Consider the following 17,818-nt stretch of genomic DNA (forward strand, 5'->3'; position numbering starts at 1 on the left):
TCCGTACTCTTCACCGCATGCAAGTTGCAGATCAACCTTGCACCGTCCGGGTTCGCATATGCCGAACGATCGATGAGCTGGGGCCCTTGGCGATCGCGGTCAGCCGTGGGATGTGCGACCGTGCTGCGCCCGGAGGTGGTCGTCGAGGCGGCTCTCCACGTCCTTGAGGCGGCGCTCCGCATCGTTGACCGCGTCCCGCAGCGTTCCGCGTCCGTTCGGGTGCAGCTCCGTTTCGATCCGCCGCAACCGCTCCGGCACCCCCGGGACGGCGTCGTGGCCCGGTCGGGCCGGCACCCCATACCAGTCCTGCCGGAACTCGTCGTTGTGGCGCGCCAGGCGGCGCAGCGGCCGGCTCACCGTCACGGCCAGGGTCAGCGCGCTAAGGATGGCACCCAACACGACGCTCGCCGCCGCCCACTGCTCCAGCGTCATGCCGACCGCTCCCGAGCCGGGCCGCCTGCGATGGTGGCGTCCGATGCGTTACCGCGCTTCTTCGGTGCCGTGCGCACGGCTCGACCCTCCCCGAGTCCGGTCGAGGCCCCCGTGCGCGGGCCGCGAGCGCCGGCCGGGGGACGACCATTGCTGATGTGCGTGCCTGTTCGAATCCTGCTCGCGACCTGCTCATCGGGGCATCGTCCGTCCAGCAGGACGATCGGAGCGGCGCCGGCCGCCGGTCGGGCATACGGAGGATGTGGGGCCGGGGTGACCCCGCTCCGGGTCGGCCGTTCGACCGAGGCTTACGCCGAGGACGTCCGGGCGTCGTCCGTTCAGCCGAGTGAGATGCCCGACTGGGGAGGCCGGCCGAACGATCGTTAGGCCACACTAGCGCCATGGCTGAGAACTCCCCCGTCGAGCCCGTTGCCGACCATGTCCCCGACGTCGGCCTGCTCCGCATCGACCACGTCGGGATCGCCGTGGCCGACCTGGACGCCGCGATCGACTTCTACCAGCGCACCTTCGGCATGCGCTGCGTGCACACCGAGACCAACGAGGAGCAGGGCGTCCGCGAGGCGATGCTCGCCGTCGGGCCGACCACCGAGGGCGGTTGCCTGCAGCTGCTCGCCCCGCTGTCGCCGTCCTCGACGATCGCCAAGTTCCTGGACCGCAACGGGCCGGGCGTGCAGCAGGTCGCGTACACGGTGACCGACATCGACGCGGCCTGCGCGGCGCTGCGCGAGCGCGGCGTCCGGCTGCTCTACGAGGAGCCGAAGCGGGGCACCGCCGACTCGCGGATCAACTTCGTGCACCCGAAGGACGCCGGCGGCGTCCTGGTGGAGCTGGTCGAGCCGGCCGCCACCGGCCACTGAGGCCACCGGAGGGGCCCCGGCCGAGGTGGCCGGGGCTCCTTCCTACCGCCTGGGACGCGGCGCGGCACTGCGCGGTTCCGCGTTCCCACGGACACCTCCACGCATCGGCGGATGCAGTTTTTCACAGAGGACTTCCCGCCCTAGCTACCGTTCAGTAACGTCCCGCCCCACAGGAGCGCGACCGGTGCCGGATGTGTCGATTGCCGACATGGCGGTCCCGTCGCACCGGCGCCGACGATGGCAGCGCCCCTGCCCGCCCGGTGCGGGTGCGCGACGAACGGGAGGTCACCGTGCAGGACATCCTCGAAGCGATCATGGCGGCGGAGGGCTCCGCGCAGCCGGAGCGGGAGCTCGCCGGCCTCGCCGGCCTGCCGGTACCCGAGACCTACCGGGGTGTGGTGGTCCGCGCCGAGGACACCCAGATGTTCGACGGCATGGCCACCCGGGACAAGGACCCGCGCAAGGCGCTGCACGTCCAGGACGTGCCCACCCCCGAGCTGGGCCCCGGCGAGGCGCTCGTAGCGGTGATGGCCAGCGCGATCAACTACAACACCGTGTGGACCAGCATCTTCGAGCCGCTGCCCACCTTCAAGTTCCTCCAGCGCTACGGCCGGCTCTCCGAGCTGACCCGCCGGCACGACCTGCCGTACCACGTGGTCGGGTCGGACGCGGCCGGCGTGGTGCTGCGGACCGGGCCGGGGGTGACCCGGTGGAAGGCGGGCGACGAGGTGGTGGCGCACTGCCTGTCGGTCGAGCTGGAGGACGCCGCCGGCCACGACGACACGATGCTCGACCCGCAGCAGCGGATCTGGGGCTTCGAGACCAACTTCGGCGGCCTGGCCGAGCTGGCCGTCGTCAAGGCCAACCAGCTCATGCCGAAGCCGCGCCACCTGAGCTGGGAGGAGGCGGCCAGCCCCGGGCTGGTCAACTCCACCGCGTACCGGCAGCTCGTCTCGCACCACGGGGCGAACATGAAGCAGGGCGACGTGGTGCTGATCTGGGGCGCCTCCGGCGGCCTGGGCGGCTACGCCACCCAGATGGCGCTCAACGGCGGGGCCATCCCGGTCTGCGTGGTGTCCTCGCCGGAGAAGGCCGAGCTGTGCCGCAAGATGGGCGCCGAGCTGGTCATCGACCGCACGGCCGAGGGCTTCCGCTTCTGGAAGGACGAGGAGACCCAGGACCAGGACGAGTGGCGGCGGCTCGGCGAGCGGATCCGGGAGCTGACCGGCGGCGAGGACCCGGACATCGTCTTCGAGCACCCGGGCCGGGAGACCTTCGGCGCCAGCGTCTACGTCGCCAAGAAGGGCGGCACCATCGTCACCTGCGCCTCCACGAGCGGCTACCTGCACCAGTACGACAACCGCTACCTCTGGATGCACCTCAAGCGGATCGTCGGTAGCCACTTCGCCAACTATCACGAGGCGTGGCAGGCCAACCGGCTCGTGGCGCTCGGCAAGGTGCACCCCACCGTGTCGCGGACCTACCCGCTGGAGCAGACCGGCCAGGCCGCGTACGAGGTGCACCGCAACGCGCACCAGGGCAAGGTCGGCGTGCGCTGCCTGGCGCCCACCGACGGCCTCGGCGTCCGGGACACCGAGCTGCGTGCCCGGCACGAAACCGCGATCAACCGGTTCCGCGGGCACTGACCGCCGCATTGCCTTTCCGGTAAGCCGGAACACCATTCGATTGCTTGAAGACAAAGGGCCGCGGGCATCGTCCCGCGGCCCTTTTCGCGCGCTCCCCGCCGGGCCGCCCGACCCGCCCGGGACCTGCCAAGATCGCCGGTTGGTCCGGTCCCCCCGCCCGTCGAAGTTGACCATGTAAACAGGACACGAAAGCTGCGGACCGCTCTTGCGAAGCACCCTGGGGCGTCTGCGAGTATGTCCCAATGCCCCAGCAGCAGTCCTCCCCTCTTGCGTTCTTCGATAACGCGAACTCACAGCCCGATTTCACCGTTGGCCTGCGTGGCTACAACACCAACCAGGTCGACGACTTCATCGGCCGGTTGACCGCCGCCCTGAGTCAGTCCGAGCAGGCCCGCGCCGAGGCCGAGCAGCGGATGAACGACGCCCAGCGCCGGCTGCGCCAGGCCGAGCAGCGCCAGGGCGCGCTCGAGCAGAAGCTCACCGAGACCAACAAGCAGCTCGAGGAGAACAGCCGGCCGACCCTCTCCGGCCTGGGCACCCGCGTCGAGCAGATCCTCCGGCTGGCCGAGGAGCAGGCCAACGACCACCGCAACGAGGCCAAGCGCGAGTCGGAGGGCATCCTCTCCGCCGCCCGCCTCGAGGCGCGGGAGATCACCGACAAGGCGCGCGCCGAGGCGGCCGCCATGAAGGCCTCCGCCGAGCGCGAGGCCGGCAGCGTCCGCACCGCCGCCGAGCGCGAGGCCGCTGAGGTCCGGGTGCAGGCCCGCCGCGAGGCCGACACCCTGCGCGCCGACGCCGACCGGGAGACCAAGCAGCTGCGTACGGTCACCGCGCACGAGGTGGCCGAGCTGAAGTCGACGGTCGAGCGCGAGGTCGCCACCCTGCGCGCCACCGCCGAGCGGGAGATCACCCAGCAGCGGGCCAAGGCCGCCCGCGAGGCCGAGGAGAAGCGGGCCGAGGCCACCAAGCTGCTCACCGACGCGCGGGACAAGCGCGACAAGGACCTTCAGGCCCTGGAGCTCCAGCTCGCCGAGCGGCGCGAGAAGGCCGAGCGCGAGGAGTCCGAGCGGCACGCCGCCCAGGTCGCGCAGACCCAGAAGCTGGTCAGCGAGGCCGAGCAGCGCGCCCGGGCCGCCCAGGAGCGGGCCAAGGAGATCGAGCAGCGGGCCGAGGCCCGCCGGGTCGAGTCCGAGCGCACCGCCACCGACACGGTCGAGAAGGCCAAGGCGTTGGCCGAGAAGACGGTGTCCGAGGCGAGGGCCGAGGCGCAGCGCCTGCTCAGCGAGGCCCGCACCGAGGCCGAGCTGACCACCCAGGCGGCCCGCCGCGAGGTCGAGGACCTCACCCGGCAGAAGGACGCGGTCACCTCGCAGCTCGGGCAGATGCTCTCCGGTCTCGCCGGCATCGTGCCGGGCGTGCCGGCGGCGGGCGCCAACAAGCCGGAGGCACCGAAGGCCGACAGCGTCGACAAGAAGGTCACGGCCGAGTCGGCCAACTGAACAACCACCCGCAGACGGGGCATGAGCCGCGGCGCGGGGTGACACCGGGTGACCGGTGCCGCCCCGCGCCGTCACGCTTTCCGGCTCGTTTCGCCAGCTCACGAAAGTGCGCCTGCCAACAGGGGCGTCCGTATCGCCCCAGCAGGGCCGGATGCGTGTGAGGATGGGGGCATGTCGCACGGCGAGGAACTGTTCGCCCTCGGCGGGGACGTGACCACGGAGCCCAGCTTCGAGTCCGCTCTGCGGGGGTACGACAAACGACAGGTCGACCGCTACGTCGCTCGTGCGGAGCACGAGATCTCGGCGCTGACAACCGAGCGGGAACAGGCGTACACCCAGATCCACAAGCTGGCCGGCCAGGTCGAGGTGCTGCAACGCGACCTCGCCCAGGTGCGCAAGCAGGTGGGCGTCGTGGACCGCGCCTCGTTCCGGCACCTCGGTCCCCGGGTCGAGCAGATCCTCACCATGGCCGAGGAGCAGGCCGACGACATCCTGACCGCCGCCAACGAGGAGATCGAGGCCCGGCGCGCGGCCGCCGAGCACATCATCGAGGAGGCCCGGGAGCAGGCCGCCCAGGCCCTCAAGGACTTCGAGATCGCCCTCGCCGCCCGTCGGGCCGAGGAGGAGCGGCACACCGCCGCCCGCAAGGCCGAGGCGGAGGCCACGCTCAAGGCCGCCCGGGACGAGGCCGAGAAGCTGCGGAAGAACGCCCAGGACGCGCTGGCCAAGGCGCAGCAGGAGGCCACCCAGCTCCGGGACACCGCCAAGGAGATCCACGCCCGCGCCCAGCAGGAGTCCACCCGGCTGCGCGAGACGGCCAAGGAGGCGGTGGCCAAGGCCCAGCAGGAGGCCACCCAGCTGCGCGAGGCCGCCAAGGAGGTGCACGCCAAGGCCCAGCAGGAGGCCAAGCGGCTCACCGAGTCCGCCGCCGAGGCCGGCCGGGCCACCCACGCCAAGGCGCTCGCCGAGGCCAAGAAGATCGTCGACGACGCGGAGGAGGCGGCGAAGGCCACCCGCGGCCGGGCCCGCACCGAGGCCAACCGGCTCACCACCGAGGCCACCGAGGCGGGCAAGCGCAACCGCGCCGAGGTCGAGGCGTACGTGCAGCGGATGCGGAGCGAGACCGAGGCCTACGTCCAGCAGGCCCGCGCCCAGACCCAGCAGGAGCTGGGCGCCTGGCGGGCCGGCGTGGAGAAGGAGGTCAACGCCCGGCGGGAGACGGCGGAGAAGGAGCTGGCCCAGCGCCGCGCCTCCGCCGAGCAGGAGTTCGCCAAGCGCCGCGACGAGCTGGACAAGCTGCACACCAAGCGGCAGGACGAGCTGGAGAAGGCGTACACGGCCCGGCGCGCGGAGATCGAGCAGGGCGCGGCGGGGCTGCGGCAGGCGGCCGAGCAGGACGCGCTCACCATGCGCCAGCGGGCCGAGGAGGAGGCTACCGAGCTGCTCCGCCGGGCCGAGGCGGAGGCCGTCGGCAGGCGCCGCAAGGCCGACGAGCACGTGGCCGCCTCGCGCCGGCAGTTCGAGGAGTACGCGGCCACCACCCAGCAGCACCTGGCCACCACCCAGCAGCACCTCGCCGCCACCCAGCAGGAGGTGGCCGCCGGCCGGCAGCAGCTCGCCCACGTGATGCTGGAGATCGCCAACGCCCAGCAGGAGCTCGCCGACCTGCGTACGGAGACCTGGAAGTCCCGGCAGGAGTCAGACGACCTCCAGCGCCGGCTCCTCGAGCTGCGCGCGGAGGCCGGCCCGGCCGGCCTCGCCACCACTCCGGTCGACCCGGCCGAGCTGGCCACGGCGGCCGGCGGTGAGTCCGGTGGCGGGCCGAAGGGCGACCGCAGCCCGATGCCCGTCACCGCCAAGGGCATCGCGACGGTCTCCCCCAACGGCGGCGCCCCGGCGGCGAAGGCCGGAGAGGCGGCGAAGACCGGCGAGCCGGCGGACGGCGCGAAGGCGCGCCCGGTCGCCGAGCCGGTGACCACCGTGGACGGCTCGGGCGCCAGCGCCGGGGTCGACGGCGGGCCGACCGTGGCGGCCGTGCCCGGCGAAGGCGGCCGGGGCGCCACCCCGACGAAGATCACCAGCACCGGCGAGAACGGCAAGCGCCCGACCAAGCCGACCACCGATGAGCGCAGCGCCAAGCCGAGCGCCGTCACCGTCGACAAGGACTGACCCGCCGGCGGTCCCGCACCCGACCCGCCGGATCCCCACCTCGCCGCACGAGTGAGGGCCCGCACCAGCTCGCCGGGCTGGCGGCGTCCGGCACCCTGGGAAGCCCCACCTCGGCGACGGCGGCGGAAGTGATGGAGGGGATGGTCGGGGCGGGCGTCGGCCGCTAACCTGCGGGGCAGAGGGCTGCGCCGCCGAGGACCCGTCCGGTGCTCACGGTCCGCCGCAGGGGCGCTCCGCCGGGCCGGAGCGGGGAGCCGGGGAGGCACGGGTGTCGCAGGAGGGTTCCGCCGGCCCGGACGACGACCCGCTCGACGCGGCGCGCCCCGAACCCGGTCCCCACGACGCGAACGTCACGCCCCGCCGCCCCGAGGCCCACGAACCGACCGGCAGCAAGGGGTCGGCCGGCGGGCGGGAGCCGCTCGACCGTGGCCGGCCGGCCGGCAAGCCCGCGCTGGCCGAGGTCGGCGTGGAGACCGAGCCGACCGAGTTCGAGCCGAGCGGGCGATTCGGCGTGCCGGGCCGGCCGCTGCGGCGCAGCAGCTTCCTGTTCGGCTTCACCGGGGCGCTCGGCGTGCTGCTGGCGTACGCGGTGTTCCTGGGCGTACGCAACTCGGCCGGCATCCTGGTGCTGGTGGTGATCGCGCTCTTCCTCGCCGTCGGCCTGCACCCGGCGGTGGTCCGGTTGCGCCGCTGGGGGTTGCCGCACGGGCTGGCGGTGGCGGTGGTGACGCTGACCCTGGTGCTGCTGATCGTCGGTGGCCTGCTGGCCCTGGTGCCGCCGGTGGTGACCCAGTCCGGGCAGTTCATCGAGCATCTCCCCGGCTACGTCGACGACCTGCGCCGCAACCCGACGGTCAACGATCTCGTCGAGCGCTACGACGTGATGCAGCGCGTCCAGTCGGCGGCGAACGCCGACACCATCGGCCGGGCCCTCGGCGGTGTGCTGGGCGGGGCGCAGCTCATCTTCGGCACCATCTTCCGGGCACTGACCGTGCTGGTGCTGACCATCTACTTCCTGGCCTACTTCAACAAGCTGCGCGACCTCGGGTACGCGCTAGTGCCCCGGTCCCGCCGGGAGCGGGTCCGCCTGATCGGCGACGAGATCCTGGCCCGGGTCGGCGCGTACATGGTCGGGGCGCTGTCCATCGCGGTGCTGGCCGGGGCGAGCACCTTCGTGTTCGCCCTGGTGGTCGGGCTGCCGTACCCCTTCGCCCTGGCCGTGGTGGTCGCGGTGACCGACCTGATCCCGCAGATCGGGGCGACCCTGGGCGCCGTGGTGGTGACCCTGGTCGGGCTCGCCACCGACCTGCCGGTCGGCATCGCCTGCCTGGTCTTCTTCCTCATCTACCAGCAGGTCGAGAACTACCTGATCTACCCCAAGATCATGCGCCGGGCAGTCTCGGTCAACGAGGTGGCGGCGCTGCTCGCCGCCCTGCTCGGGGTGTCGCTGCTGGGTGTGGTCGGCGCGCTGATCGCCATCCCCACGGTGGCCGCGCTCCAGCTCATCCTGCGCGAGGTGGTGCTGCCCCGGCAGGAGACCCGCTGACCCGTCAGCCGGCGCGGCGCTGCGCCGGGCCGGGCACCGGGGTGTCGGCGAAGGCGGCCACCGTGCGGTCGGCGTAGGCGCTGACGTCGCCGGTCTCCATCGGGCCGTCCCAGGTGGTCGGCAGCGGCACCGGCACCGCCGGGTTGACCCGGCTGACGATCTCGTTCAGCACGGTCTCGGCGTCGCCGACCCATAGGTGCTTGGCGCCGGCCACCCCGACCACCTCGGCCTGCGGCACCGCCGCGAAGCGCTGCCGGGCCTCCTCCGGGCGCAGGTAGTCGTCGAACTCGGGGACCAGGGCGGTGAGCGGCCGACCGGACTCGGCCCAGACGGTCAGGTCCTCGGGCTGGGAGAAGCGCAGCGGCGGGGAGAGCAGGATCGCTCCGGTGATCGCCGGGTCGCAGCCGTACTTCAGCGCCAGGTCGGTGCCGAACGACCACCCGACCAGCCAGATGTTGGGCAGCTCGTGGAACTCGGCGTACTCGATGGCCGCGGCCACGTCGAAGCGCTCGCCGACCGCGTTGTCGAAGGCGCCCTCGCTGGTGCCGCGGACGCTGCTGGTGCCCCGGGTGTTGAACCGGAGCACGGCCAGGTCGGCCAGGGCGGGCAGCCGCCAGGCCGCCTTGCGGAACACGTGGCTGTCCATCATCCCGCCGTGGGTGGGCAGCGGGTGCAGGCAGACCAGGGTGGCGACCGGCTCCCGCTCCAGCGGCCGGGCCAGTTCGCCGACCAGCTTCAGCCCGTCGGCGGTGTGCAGCTCGATGTCCTCCCGGCGGCCGGGCAGGATCGACGAGGCACGGATCGGTTTGCTCACCCTCCCAGTCTCCCGCGCCGCCGCCCGCGTCGCCCGCCGGGGCGAAAACAGCGTGATCCAGGTCGCTCAGCCGTAGCGGGGGGCGCCGCGGCCGCGCTGGAGGTTGGGCCCGCGCCGGTCCCGGGCCCGCCAGCAGCCGCTGTGCCAGTGCCGGCGGTCAGTCAGGTCACCCCGGTCGTCGGCCGGCCAGGCCACCAGGTGCGCCACCCCGGGGCGGATCTCCTGGTCGCAACCGGGGCACCGGTACGTCTTGGCCGACGCCCCGCCGGCGATGCCGCGCACCTGCCAGTCACCGTCACGCCACTGCTGGACGGTCGGCACGCCCTGGCGCGCCCGCTCGGCGTCCAGGTGGGTGGTGTCGTCCCGGCGGGGACGGTTGCGACGGGGACTCACGGTCACCAAGCGTACGGTCCGCCGGCCGGACCGCCCCGGGTCGGGCGGCCCGGCCGGCGGACCCCGTGGCCTACCAGGTCCGCGGGTCGGTCAGGTCGTCGGCCACCCGCACCCCGGCCAGGACGACCGTCGCGTCGGCCTCGGTGAAGCCCTTGTCCAATCCGCCGAAGGTGGCGATCAGGTGCGCCTTCGGGATCCCGAGCACCTCCAGCCTGGTGCCGTCGGGATAAAGGTAGGCCGACCGGCCGTCGACGGTCCGGTTGCCCTCGGTCCGGCTGCCCGCGAGCTGGCTGGCGTGATCGAAGTTCACCCGCATGGTCGCGTCCTGCCCGCGTACGAGGGTGAACCGCGCGTTCACCCCGCTGGGGAAGGCGGAGGCGTCCACGTCGCAGTCCAGCAGCGTCGCCCCGGGCGGCAGGGCGGTGAGCCGCAACGGGCCCGCGCACCGTCTCGCCTGATTCCAGCGCAGCGCGTCGACCGCCCGCCGGAGCGCCGTCCGGTCCCTGCCGGCGGTGCTCGCCCGGGCGTACAGGCCGTTCACCGGGCGCCACGACAGGATCAGTCCACCTGCCTGGCCGGGCACCTCGCGGACCGTGCCGTCGAACGGCAGCGGCTCCTCCACGGCGTCGAAGGTGAAACCGTCCACGCCCCCCCGGCTCAGCAACTCGACGGAGCGGCTCACCTCGACCAGGACGGGTGGCCCGCCGCCGACGGTGAACCGGACGGATTCCACCTGGTTCTGCCGGATCCCCCAGCCGAGGTAGCGGGCGCGGGCCGGGTCGACCCCGAAGTGCAGCACCTGCGCGTCGGTGGCCACCCGCGTGGGGTCGGCGACCGCGCCGGGCACCCCGTCGGCGCGGGGCGGCACCGGCGGGGCGACGGCCGGGGAGGCCGCGCCCCAGGGCAGCCGGCCGGACAGCCCGCTGAGGTCCGCGCCGCTCACGCCGACGAAGCCGAGGACCCCGACCAGGGCCAGGGTCGTGCCGGTGGCGGTCCGGCGGCGCAGCTGCCGGCGGCGGCCCCGGGCGCGGGACTCCCGGAGCAGGCGGTGGATGTCGGTCTCCCCCTCGGCGTGCTCCCGCAGCACCGAGGTGATTCGCTGGTCGAGGTCGGTCACGGCCGGCTCCCCTTCGTCGTCGGGACGCCGCAGCGCTCCCGGAGCTGGGCGAGCGCCCGCATCGCGTGGGTGCGGACGGTGACCGGCGAGCAGTCGAGGATCTGGGCGATGGTCGCGTCGTCCAGATCCTCGTAGTAGCGCAGCACCAGCACGGCGCGCTGGCGGTCGGGGAGGGCGCGGATCAGCCGCCACATCTCGTCCCGGTCGGCCGCCTCGCCGCCGAGGTCACCGCGCTGGGGCCGCTCGGCGAAGGTGTCCACGGCCAGCTCTCGGCTGGACCGCCGGCGCCACCACGACGTGTTCGCGTTGACCAGCATCCGCCGCACGTACACGTCGGGCCGGTCGGCCCGGGCGATCTTCCGCCAGTGCACGTACGCGCGAGCCAGGACGTCCTGGGTCAGGTCCTCGGCGCGGTGCTCGTCGCCGGTCAGCAGCCGGGCCAGGCGCAACAGGGCCGGGCCGCGGCTGCCGACGTACTCCTCGAAGGTCACGCCTTGAAGACGCCGTCACGGGCGCCGGCTGTTGACCCGGGTCAGCGCTGGGTGTGGTCGCGGAAACCGCGGCCGCTCTTGCGGCCCAGGTAGCCGGCGGTGACCAGGTGCTCCAGCAGCGGCGCGGGGGCGAAGCCCGGCTCTCGCAGCTCCAGGTAGAGCTCCCGCTGGATGGCCAGCGAGACGTCCAGGCCGACCACGTCGAGCAGCTCGAACGGGCCCATCGGGTAACCGCAGCCGAGCTTCATGGCGTAGTCGATGTCGTCGGCGGTGGAGTAGCTGGCCTCCAGCATCTTCACCGCGTCATTCAGGTACGGGAAGAGCAGCGCGTTGACGATGAAGCCGGACCGGTCGCCGCAGACCACGCCGGTCTTGCCCAGCGCCGCGCAGACCGCCCGGGCGGTGGCGGTGGTCTCCGCCGAGGTGCGGATGGTCCGCACGATCTCGACCAGCGGCATGATCGGCGCCGGGTTGAAGAAGTGCAGGCCGATCACGTCGGCCGGCCGCTGGGTGGCCATCGCCACGTCGATCACCGGCAGCGACGAGGTGGTGGTGGCCAGCACGACGCCCGGCTTGCAGATCTCGTCGAGGCTGGCGAAGAGGGCCTTCTTGACGCTCAGCTCCTCGACCACGGCCTCGACCACCAGGTCGACGTCGGCCAGGTGGTCCAGGGTCGCCGACCAGGTGACCCGGCCGAGCGCCGCGTCCCGGTCGGTCTCGCTGAGCTTGCCCCGCACCACGCCCTTGTTCAGCGAGGTCTTGACCGTCTCGCAGACCTTGGCGGACTTCTCCGCGCCCCGGGTCACCGAGATGACCTCGTAGCCGGCCTTGGCGAAGACCTCGATGATGCCGGTGGCCATGGTCCCGGAGCCGACCACGCCGACCTTGGCGATCGCCCGGGCGCCGTCGGCGAGCGCCGCGCCCGTGCTCACCGGGGTGTGCTCGTCGGGTACGACCACCGGGGAGCCCGGCCGCTCGTAGGTGTAGAAGCCGCGGCCGGACTTCCGGCCGAGCAGGCCGGCCGTGACCATCTGCTTGATCAGCGGCACCGGGGCGTGCCGGCGGTCGCGGCCGCCGCGCCGGTACATGGTGTCCAGGATCTCGTACGCGGTGTCCAGGCCGATCAGGTCCATCAGCGCGAGCGGGCCCATCGGCAGGCCGCAGCCGAGCTTCATGGCGGCGTCGATGTCCTCGCGGGTGGCGTACCGGGACTCGAACATGCTGACCGCGTGGTTCAGGTAGCCGAAGAGCAGCGCGTTGGCGATGAACCCGGCGCGGTCGTTGATGGTGACGTCGACCTTGCCGAGCCGCTCGCAGAGCGCCTCCACGTCGGCCACCACGTCGGCGGAGGTGACCACGGTGCGGACCACCTCGACCAGCTTCATCACCGGCGCGGGGTTGAAGAAGTGGATGCCGATGACCTGGTTCGGCCGGGTGGTGGCGACGGAGATCTCCGTGACGCTCAGCGACGAGGTGTTGGTGGCCAGGATCGCCTCGGGCTTGCAGACCCGGTCCAGCTCGGCGAAGATCCGCTGCTTCAGGTCCAGGTGCTCGGGCACCGCCTCGATCACCAGGTCCACCGAGTGCAGGGCGTCCAGCCCGACCTGCCAGTCCACCCGGGACAGCAGCGCGTCCCGGTCGGCCTCGGCGAGCTTGCCCTTGGCCACCGCCCGGTCGGTCGAGCCGGTGAGGGTGACCCGGCCGCGCTCCAGGGCGGCCGCGGAGATCTCGACGGCGGTCACGTCGATGCCGTTGCGGGCGAACACCTCGACGATGCCGGCACCCATGGTGCCCAGACCCACCACACCCACCCTGGTGAACTCGCGCGCCACGACCGGCCTCCCCCTGGTTGACTCCGCCGTTGCCGACATGAACGGCGGCTAAGGTTATGCGCCGGAGTCTGCCATGTGACGCTGCGTTGTCGAGACGCCGTGGGATATTTCACGCACCGCGTCGGTCAGACCCCGGTCGGCACCCCCGCGAGCGCCAGCAGCTCGGCGACGAACTCGGCCGGCCGCTCCAGGTGCGGGCTGTGCCCGCAGCCGGGCAGCACCACCTCCCGGTACGTCCCGCCGGCCGCCGCGTACCGGTCGAGGACCGCCCGGGTCTGGCCGACCATCGGCTGCGGCGGGCAGTCCGCCTCCCCCGGCCAGCCCGGCACCACCCCGAGCGACCCCAGGTACGCCAGGTCGAACAGCGAGGTGTCCGAGACGATCACGTCGGCGTCGCCGCGTACCCAGGTCACCGGCGGCTTGGCCGGGACGGCGACCAGCTCGTCGGCGAGCCGGAAGTGGGCCGGCGCCAGCGCGTTGAGCACCCCGCGCCGCCCCGCCGCGGTCCCCGGCCAGTGCGCCGAGGCGACCGCCGTGCCGGGGTAATTGTCGTCCCCGGTGGCCGTGGTCAGCATGCTCTCCAGCAGCAGGTCCTCGTCCGCGCCGAGCGACGCCGGGTCGGCCACGTACGCGGAGCGCAGCACGTTGCGCGGGCTGGTCGGGCCGTCGGCGCCCCGGTCCCCCGTGGCCAGCCGGGCCACGAAGTCGGGGTTCGCCGTGCCCCCGCCCGTGCCGGCGAAGTCGGGTGTGGTGGGGGTGCCGTCGAGGTCCCGGGTCCCGCCGAAGCCGTACGGGGAGACCGGCGCCGCCAGCAGCAGTCCGGCCACCCGGTCCGGGTGGTCGACCAGCAGCCGCATCGCCACCCCGCCGCCGAGCGAGTGCCCGACCACCACCGGCCGGGCGCCGGGAGCGAACAGCCCGGGGGCGTCGAGCAGGGCGGCCACGTCGTCGGCGAAGTCGTCGAGGCCCCGGGTGGCGTCCACCGGAGCGGTGTCGGTCTCGCCGTATCCGCGCAGGTCGGGGGCGACCACCCGGAGCGTCTCCGGCAGCCGGGGCAGCAGTGGCTCCCAGAACGCGGCGGACGACACGTTGCCGTGCACCAGCAGCACCGGCAGGCCGTCCGGCGGCCCGGCCACCCGGACCGCCTGGGTGATGTCGTTGGCCCGGACGGTGTGTCGCTCGCTCCGCATCCGCGCATGCTGGCACGGCCAGCCGGAACCGGTCCATGTGGGCGGCCCCCATCCGGGGCCGCCGGCCCGTGTGGCGGAACTCCGGGTCAGCTGTGCGTGTCGACGGGCAGCGGCAGCGTGCCTCGCGACTCGATCGGCGTGCGGGGCGCCGGAGGGACGGGCAGCGGGAGGGTCGGCCGGTGGTCGCGGCGCGGCTGCATGAAGCTCATCCCGACCGGGTCGGTCCGGGCCACGCCCGGGTCGAAGAAGCGCAGGTCGGTGCGGCCGAGCCGGATCACGTCCCCGTCGGCGAGCGGCACGCTGCCGATGATCCGCTGGTCGTTGAGCCAGGTGCCGTTGGTCGAGCCGAGGTCGGTGAGCACCACCCCGTCGGGGGTGGCCTGCACCGTGGCGTGCCGCCGGCTCAGGTGCGGGTCGGCCAGCACGATGTGGGCGCTCGGCGCCCGACCGACGACCTGTGGATCCCGGCCGACCCGGAAGCTGAGCCCGCGCATCGTCCCCCCCGACACCGTCAGCAGCGGCATCAGTTCCGGATGCTCCTCCATGGACAGTCGACCTCCACCCCGCCGTCGCTCCGCGGCGTCAGCCTGCCACCTCACCGTAATCGTTCCCACCACCGCGCGGTCACCCCGATGGCCCCGGGCGGCCATCTCCTGTTCGCCGTTTCGGCGGGCGTCGCCGGTTCAACGGGCGGCACGTCCGTCGATCCCGCCCGGCCCGCCGCGCCACCGACCTGGGCAGAGTACGGGTCGCGCGGGACCTACCGGTGAGTAACGCGCGGGTCTAGACTTCGGCCATGACGGCTGTGCATGTCCCGGGGACCCCGCTCATCGAGGACGGTCGACTGGTGTCGACCAGTCCGGCGACCGGCGCGGAGGCGGGGCGGCTCCCGGTGGCGACCGAGGCGGACGTGCGCGCGGCGGTGGAGCGGGCCCGCGCCGCCGCCGACTGGTGGGCCGGGCTCGGCTTCGCCGGGCGCCGCGACCGGCTGCTTCGCTGGCGCGGCGTGCTCGCCCGCCGGATCGAGGAGCTGGCCGACCTGGTGCACACCGAGGGCGGCAAGCCGGTCGGCGACGCCGTGGTCGAGATCCTCACCGCGCTGGAGCACATCGACTGGGCCGCCCGTAACGCCCGCCGGGTGCTCGGGCCGCGCCGGGTCCGCTCCCGGCTGATCCTCGCCGAGTTCACCGCCCACCTGGAATACCAGCCGTACGGGGTGGTCGGCGTCATCGGCCCGTGGAACTATCCGGTCTTCACCCCGATCGGCTCCGCCGCCTACGCCCTGGCCGCCGGGAACGCGGTGGTGTTCAAGCCGAGCGAGTACACCCCGGCCGTCGGGCAGTGGCTGGTGGACCGGTTCGCCGAGGTCGTGCCGGAGCAGCCGGTCTTCCAGGCGGTGCACGGGCTCGGCGACGTCGGCGCGGCGCTGTGCCGCTCGGGGATGGCGAAGCTGGCCTTCACCGGCTCCACCGCCACCGCCAAGAAGGTGATGGCGGCCTGCGCCGAGACGCTCACCCCGGTGCTGCTGGAGGCGGGCGGCAAGGACGCCATGATCGTGGACGCCGACGCCGACCTGGACGCCGCCGCCGAGGCCTGCGTGTGGGGCGCGCTGACCAACGCCGGCCAGACCTGCATCGGCATCGAGCGGGTCTACGCGGTCGACCAGGTCTTCGACGCCTTCGTCGACAAGGTGGTGGCGAAGGCCGGCCGGCTCACCGTCGGCCCCGACGGCGCCGACATCGGCCCGATCACCATGCCGTCCCAGGTCGACGTCATCCGCCGGCACATCGACGACGCGATGTCCCGCGGCGGCCGGCCGGTGCTCGGCGGCCCCGAGGCGGTCCAGCCGCCGTACGTGCACCCGACCGTGCTGGTGGACGTGCCGGAGGACTCGGCCGCGGTGCGCGAGGAGACCTTCGGGCCGACGCTGACCGTCAACCGGGTCCGCGACGTGGACGAGGCCGTGGAGCGGGCCAACGCCCTCTCGTACGGTCTCGGGGGGTCGGTCTTCGGCCGCAAGCGGGCCGTGGCGGTCGCGCGGCGGCTGCGCTCCGGGATGGCCGCGGTCAACTCGACGCTGACCTTCGCCGGCATGTCCACGCTGCCGTTCGGCGGGGTCGGCGAATCCGGCTTCGGCCGGATCCACGGCGAGGACGGGCTGCGCGAGTTCGGCCGGGCCAAGTCGATCACCCGCCGCCGGGCCCGTTCGCTGCTGCCCTCGATGACGTTCGAGCGCACCCCGGCCGACGTCGCCCGCCTGGTCAAGGCCGCCAAGCTGATGTACGGCCGGGGCCGCTGACGACCCCGGCCCGCCGGCTCAGAACAGGGTCAGCTCGTCGCGCTCGATGCCCCGCAGCTTGTCGTAGTCGACCACCACGCAGCGGATGCCGCGATCGGTGGCGAGCACCCGGGCCTGCGGCTTGATCTCCTGCGCGGCGAACACCCCGGCGACCGGGGCGAGCAGCGGATCGCGGTTCATCAGTTCGAGGTAGCGGGTGAGCTGCTCGACGCCGTCGATCTCGCCGCGCCGCTTCACCTCGACCGCGACCGCGCCCTGGTTGGCGTCCCGACAGAGCAGGTCCACCGGGCCGATCGCCGTCATGTACTCCCGCCGCACCAGCGTGAAGCCCTCGCCGAGGGTCTCCGGGTTGGCGGCGAGCAACTCCTGCAGGTGCGCCTCGACGCCGTCCTTGCGCAGCCCCGGGTCGACGCCCAGCTCGTACGAGGTGTCCTGGAAGATCTCCTCCAGGGTGATGCGCAGCTCCTCGCCGGCCTTGTTGACCACCCGCCACACGCCGGGGGCCTCCTCAAGCCGGCACGGCGGGCTCATCCAGTTCAACGGCTTGTACGCCCGGTCGTCGGCGTGGATCGACACCGAGCCGTCCGCCTTCACCATCAGCAGCCGGGTGGCCAGCGGCAGGTGTGCCGACAGCCGTCCGACGTAGTCCACCGAGCACTTCGCAATCACCAACCGCACCCGACGAGACTAGCGGAGCACCCGGCGGTCGCCGACGAGCGCCACTGGCGTACCGGTGCGATATTGAGATCGTGCTCGAAGTCCTCACCGGTTCCGGCCTCGCCGCCTCGGCGGGCCTGAACGCCTACATCCCCCTTGTGCTGATGGGTCTGCTCGCGCGCTACACCGACCTGATGAAGCTGCCGAGCGGCTGGCAGTGGCTGGGCAACGGCTGGGTCCTGCTGATCCTCGCCGTGCTGCTCGCCGTCGAGGTGGTGGCCGACAAGGTGCCGGTGGTCGACCACGTCAACGACGTGGTGCAGACGGTGGTCCGGCCGACCGCCGGCGGGCTGGCCTTCGGCGCCGGCTCCAGCTCGGAGACGGTCACCGTCAGCGACCCCGACACCTTCTTCTCCTCACACCAGTGGGTGCCGGTGGTGGTCGGCGTGCTCATCGCGCTCGGCGTCCACCTGCTCAAGTCGGCGGCCCGCCCGGTCATCAACGCGACCACCGCCGGCTTCGGCGCCCCGGTCGCCAGCACCGCCGAGGACGCGACCAGCGCGGTCATGTCGGTGGTGGCGATCCTGCTGCCGGTGCTGGTGCTGGCGTTCCTGCTCGGGTTCGTGGCGTTCCTCTTCTGGTTCCTGCGGCGACGTCGTTGGCGGCGTCGCGAACGCCGGGCTGCTCGGGCTGCTGGTTTCCGAGTCTGACGCTGGGTGCTGCGCTCCGGGGTGATTGCGCTCGCAGGGTGGTGCGCTCCGGGGTGGTGCGCTCCGGGGTGGTTGCGGTTGGGGCTGGGGGCGAGGGTGACCGGCTCCGGGCGGTCAGGCTTGATCCCTGCGCCGGTCACCCTCGCCC

General features: G+C 73.2%; 16 protein-coding genes. 7 read left to right on the top strand and 9 right to left on the bottom strand.

Annotated elements, in window-relative coordinates; genetic code table 11:
* Positions 1-99 precede the first annotated feature (99 nt).
* Complete coding sequence (locus AB0F68_RS23190; protein WP_357341632.1) at positions 100-432, bottom strand: hypothetical protein; 333 nt, start codon at positions 430-432, stop codon at positions 100-102.
* Positions 433-830: 398 nt separating this feature from the next.
* Between AB0F68_RS23190 and mce the strand changes: the two genes are divergently transcribed.
* The 5 genes from mce (at position 831) to AB0F68_RS23215 (ending at position 8,167) form a co-directional block, all read left to right on the top strand.
* Positions 831-1,307 carry a methylmalonyl-CoA epimerase gene (gene mce / locus AB0F68_RS23195; RefSeq protein WP_357341633.1) on the top strand — a complete coding sequence of 159 codons (477 nt, stop codon included), beginning with the start codon at positions 831-833 and terminating at the stop codon, positions 1,305-1,307.
* Between the two features lie 290 nt (positions 1,308-1,597).
* Positions 1,598-2,953, top strand: a complete 1,356-nt coding sequence (ccrA, locus tag AB0F68_RS23200; RefSeq protein ID WP_357341647.1) for a crotonyl-CoA carboxylase/reductase — start codon at positions 1,598-1,600, stop codon at positions 2,951-2,953.
* A 242-nt stretch (positions 2,954-3,195) separates the two neighbouring features.
* On the top strand, positions 3,196-4,452 hold the full coding sequence (locus tag AB0F68_RS23205; RefSeq protein ID WP_357341634.1) for a DivIVA domain-containing protein: 1,257 nt from the start codon (positions 3,196-3,198) through the stop codon (positions 4,450-4,452).
* A 171-nt stretch (positions 4,453-4,623) separates the two neighbouring features.
* Positions 4,624-6,621: a hypothetical protein gene (locus tag AB0F68_RS23210; RefSeq protein WP_357341635.1), complete on the top strand. Its 1,998-nt coding sequence runs from the start codon at positions 4,624-4,626 to the stop codon at positions 6,619-6,621.
* Positions 6,622-7,072: 451 nt separating this feature from the next.
* Complete coding sequence (locus AB0F68_RS23215) at positions 7,073-8,167, top strand: AI-2E family transporter (protein WP_357341648.1); 1,095 nt, start codon at positions 7,073-7,075, stop codon at positions 8,165-8,167.
* A 4-nt stretch (positions 8,168-8,171) separates the two neighbouring features.
* Here the strand turns inward: AB0F68_RS23215 and AB0F68_RS23220 are convergent, their stop codons facing one another.
* The 7 genes from AB0F68_RS23220 to AB0F68_RS23250 all read right to left on the bottom strand — a co-directional run bounded on the left by AB0F68_RS23220 (position 8,172) and on the right by AB0F68_RS23250 (position 14,549).
* Positions 8,172-8,981, bottom strand: a complete 810-nt coding sequence (locus AB0F68_RS23220; protein WP_357341636.1) for an alpha/beta hydrolase — start codon at positions 8,979-8,981, stop codon at positions 8,172-8,174.
* Positions 8,982-9,047: 66 nt separating this feature from the next.
* Positions 9,048-9,374, bottom strand: coding sequence for a hypothetical protein (locus AB0F68_RS23225; protein WP_357341637.1), 327 nt, complete (start codon positions 9,372-9,374; stop codon positions 9,048-9,050).
* A gap of 70 nt (positions 9,375-9,444) precedes the next feature.
* A complete protein-coding gene (locus tag AB0F68_RS23230; RefSeq protein ID WP_357341638.1) occupies positions 9,445-10,491 on the bottom strand; it encodes a hypothetical protein in 1,047 nt (348 codons plus the stop codon).
* Complete coding sequence (locus AB0F68_RS23235) at positions 10,488-10,982, bottom strand: SigE family RNA polymerase sigma factor (RefSeq protein WP_107078492.1); 495 nt, start codon at positions 10,980-10,982, stop codon at positions 10,488-10,490. Before AB0F68_RS23235 ends, AB0F68_RS23230 begins: the two co-directional genes overlap by 4 nt.
* A 41-nt stretch (positions 10,983-11,023) precedes the next feature.
* Entirely contained in the window at positions 11,024-12,814 is a 1,791-nt protein-coding gene (locus AB0F68_RS23240; RefSeq protein ID WP_357341639.1) for a 3-hydroxybutyryl-CoA dehydrogenase, read from the bottom strand.
* Between the two features lie 125 nt (positions 12,815-12,939).
* The gene (locus AB0F68_RS23245; RefSeq protein ID WP_357341640.1) at positions 12,940-14,004 is read right to left on the bottom strand and encodes an alpha/beta hydrolase; all 1,065 of its coding nucleotides are present in this window, start codon (positions 14,002-14,004) and stop codon (positions 12,940-12,942) included.
* 86 nt (positions 14,005-14,090) lie between these two features.
* A complete protein-coding gene (locus AB0F68_RS23250; protein ID WP_357341641.1) occupies positions 14,091-14,549 on the bottom strand; it encodes an FHA domain-containing protein in 459 nt (152 codons plus the stop codon).
* A 251-nt stretch (positions 14,550-14,800) separates the two neighbouring features.
* Here AB0F68_RS23250 and AB0F68_RS23255 point away from each other — a divergent pair, with 251 nt between their 5' ends.
* Positions 14,801-16,303, top strand: a complete 1,503-nt coding sequence (locus AB0F68_RS23255; RefSeq protein ID WP_357341642.1) for an aldehyde dehydrogenase family protein — start codon at positions 14,801-14,803, stop codon at positions 16,301-16,303.
* 18 nt (positions 16,304-16,321) lie between these two features.
* On the opposite strand, the gene nucS is transcribed toward AB0F68_RS23255, so the two are convergent.
* The gene (gene nucS, locus AB0F68_RS23260; RefSeq protein ID WP_091269785.1) at positions 16,322-16,981 is read right to left on the bottom strand and encodes an endonuclease NucS; all 660 of its coding nucleotides are present in this window, start codon (positions 16,979-16,981) and stop codon (positions 16,322-16,324) included.
* Positions 16,982-17,052: 71 nt separating this feature from the next.
* Between nucS and AB0F68_RS23265 the strand changes: the two genes are divergently transcribed.
* On the top strand, positions 17,053-17,670 hold the full coding sequence (locus tag AB0F68_RS23265; RefSeq protein ID WP_357341643.1) for a DUF4126 domain-containing protein: 618 nt from the start codon (positions 17,053-17,055) through the stop codon (positions 17,668-17,670).
* Positions 17,671-17,818 lie beyond the last annotated feature (148 nt).

The organism is Micromonospora sp. NPDC023966 (assembly GCF_040639095.1).
GTDB lineage: Bacteria > Actinomycetota > Actinomycetes > Mycobacteriales > Micromonosporaceae > Micromonospora.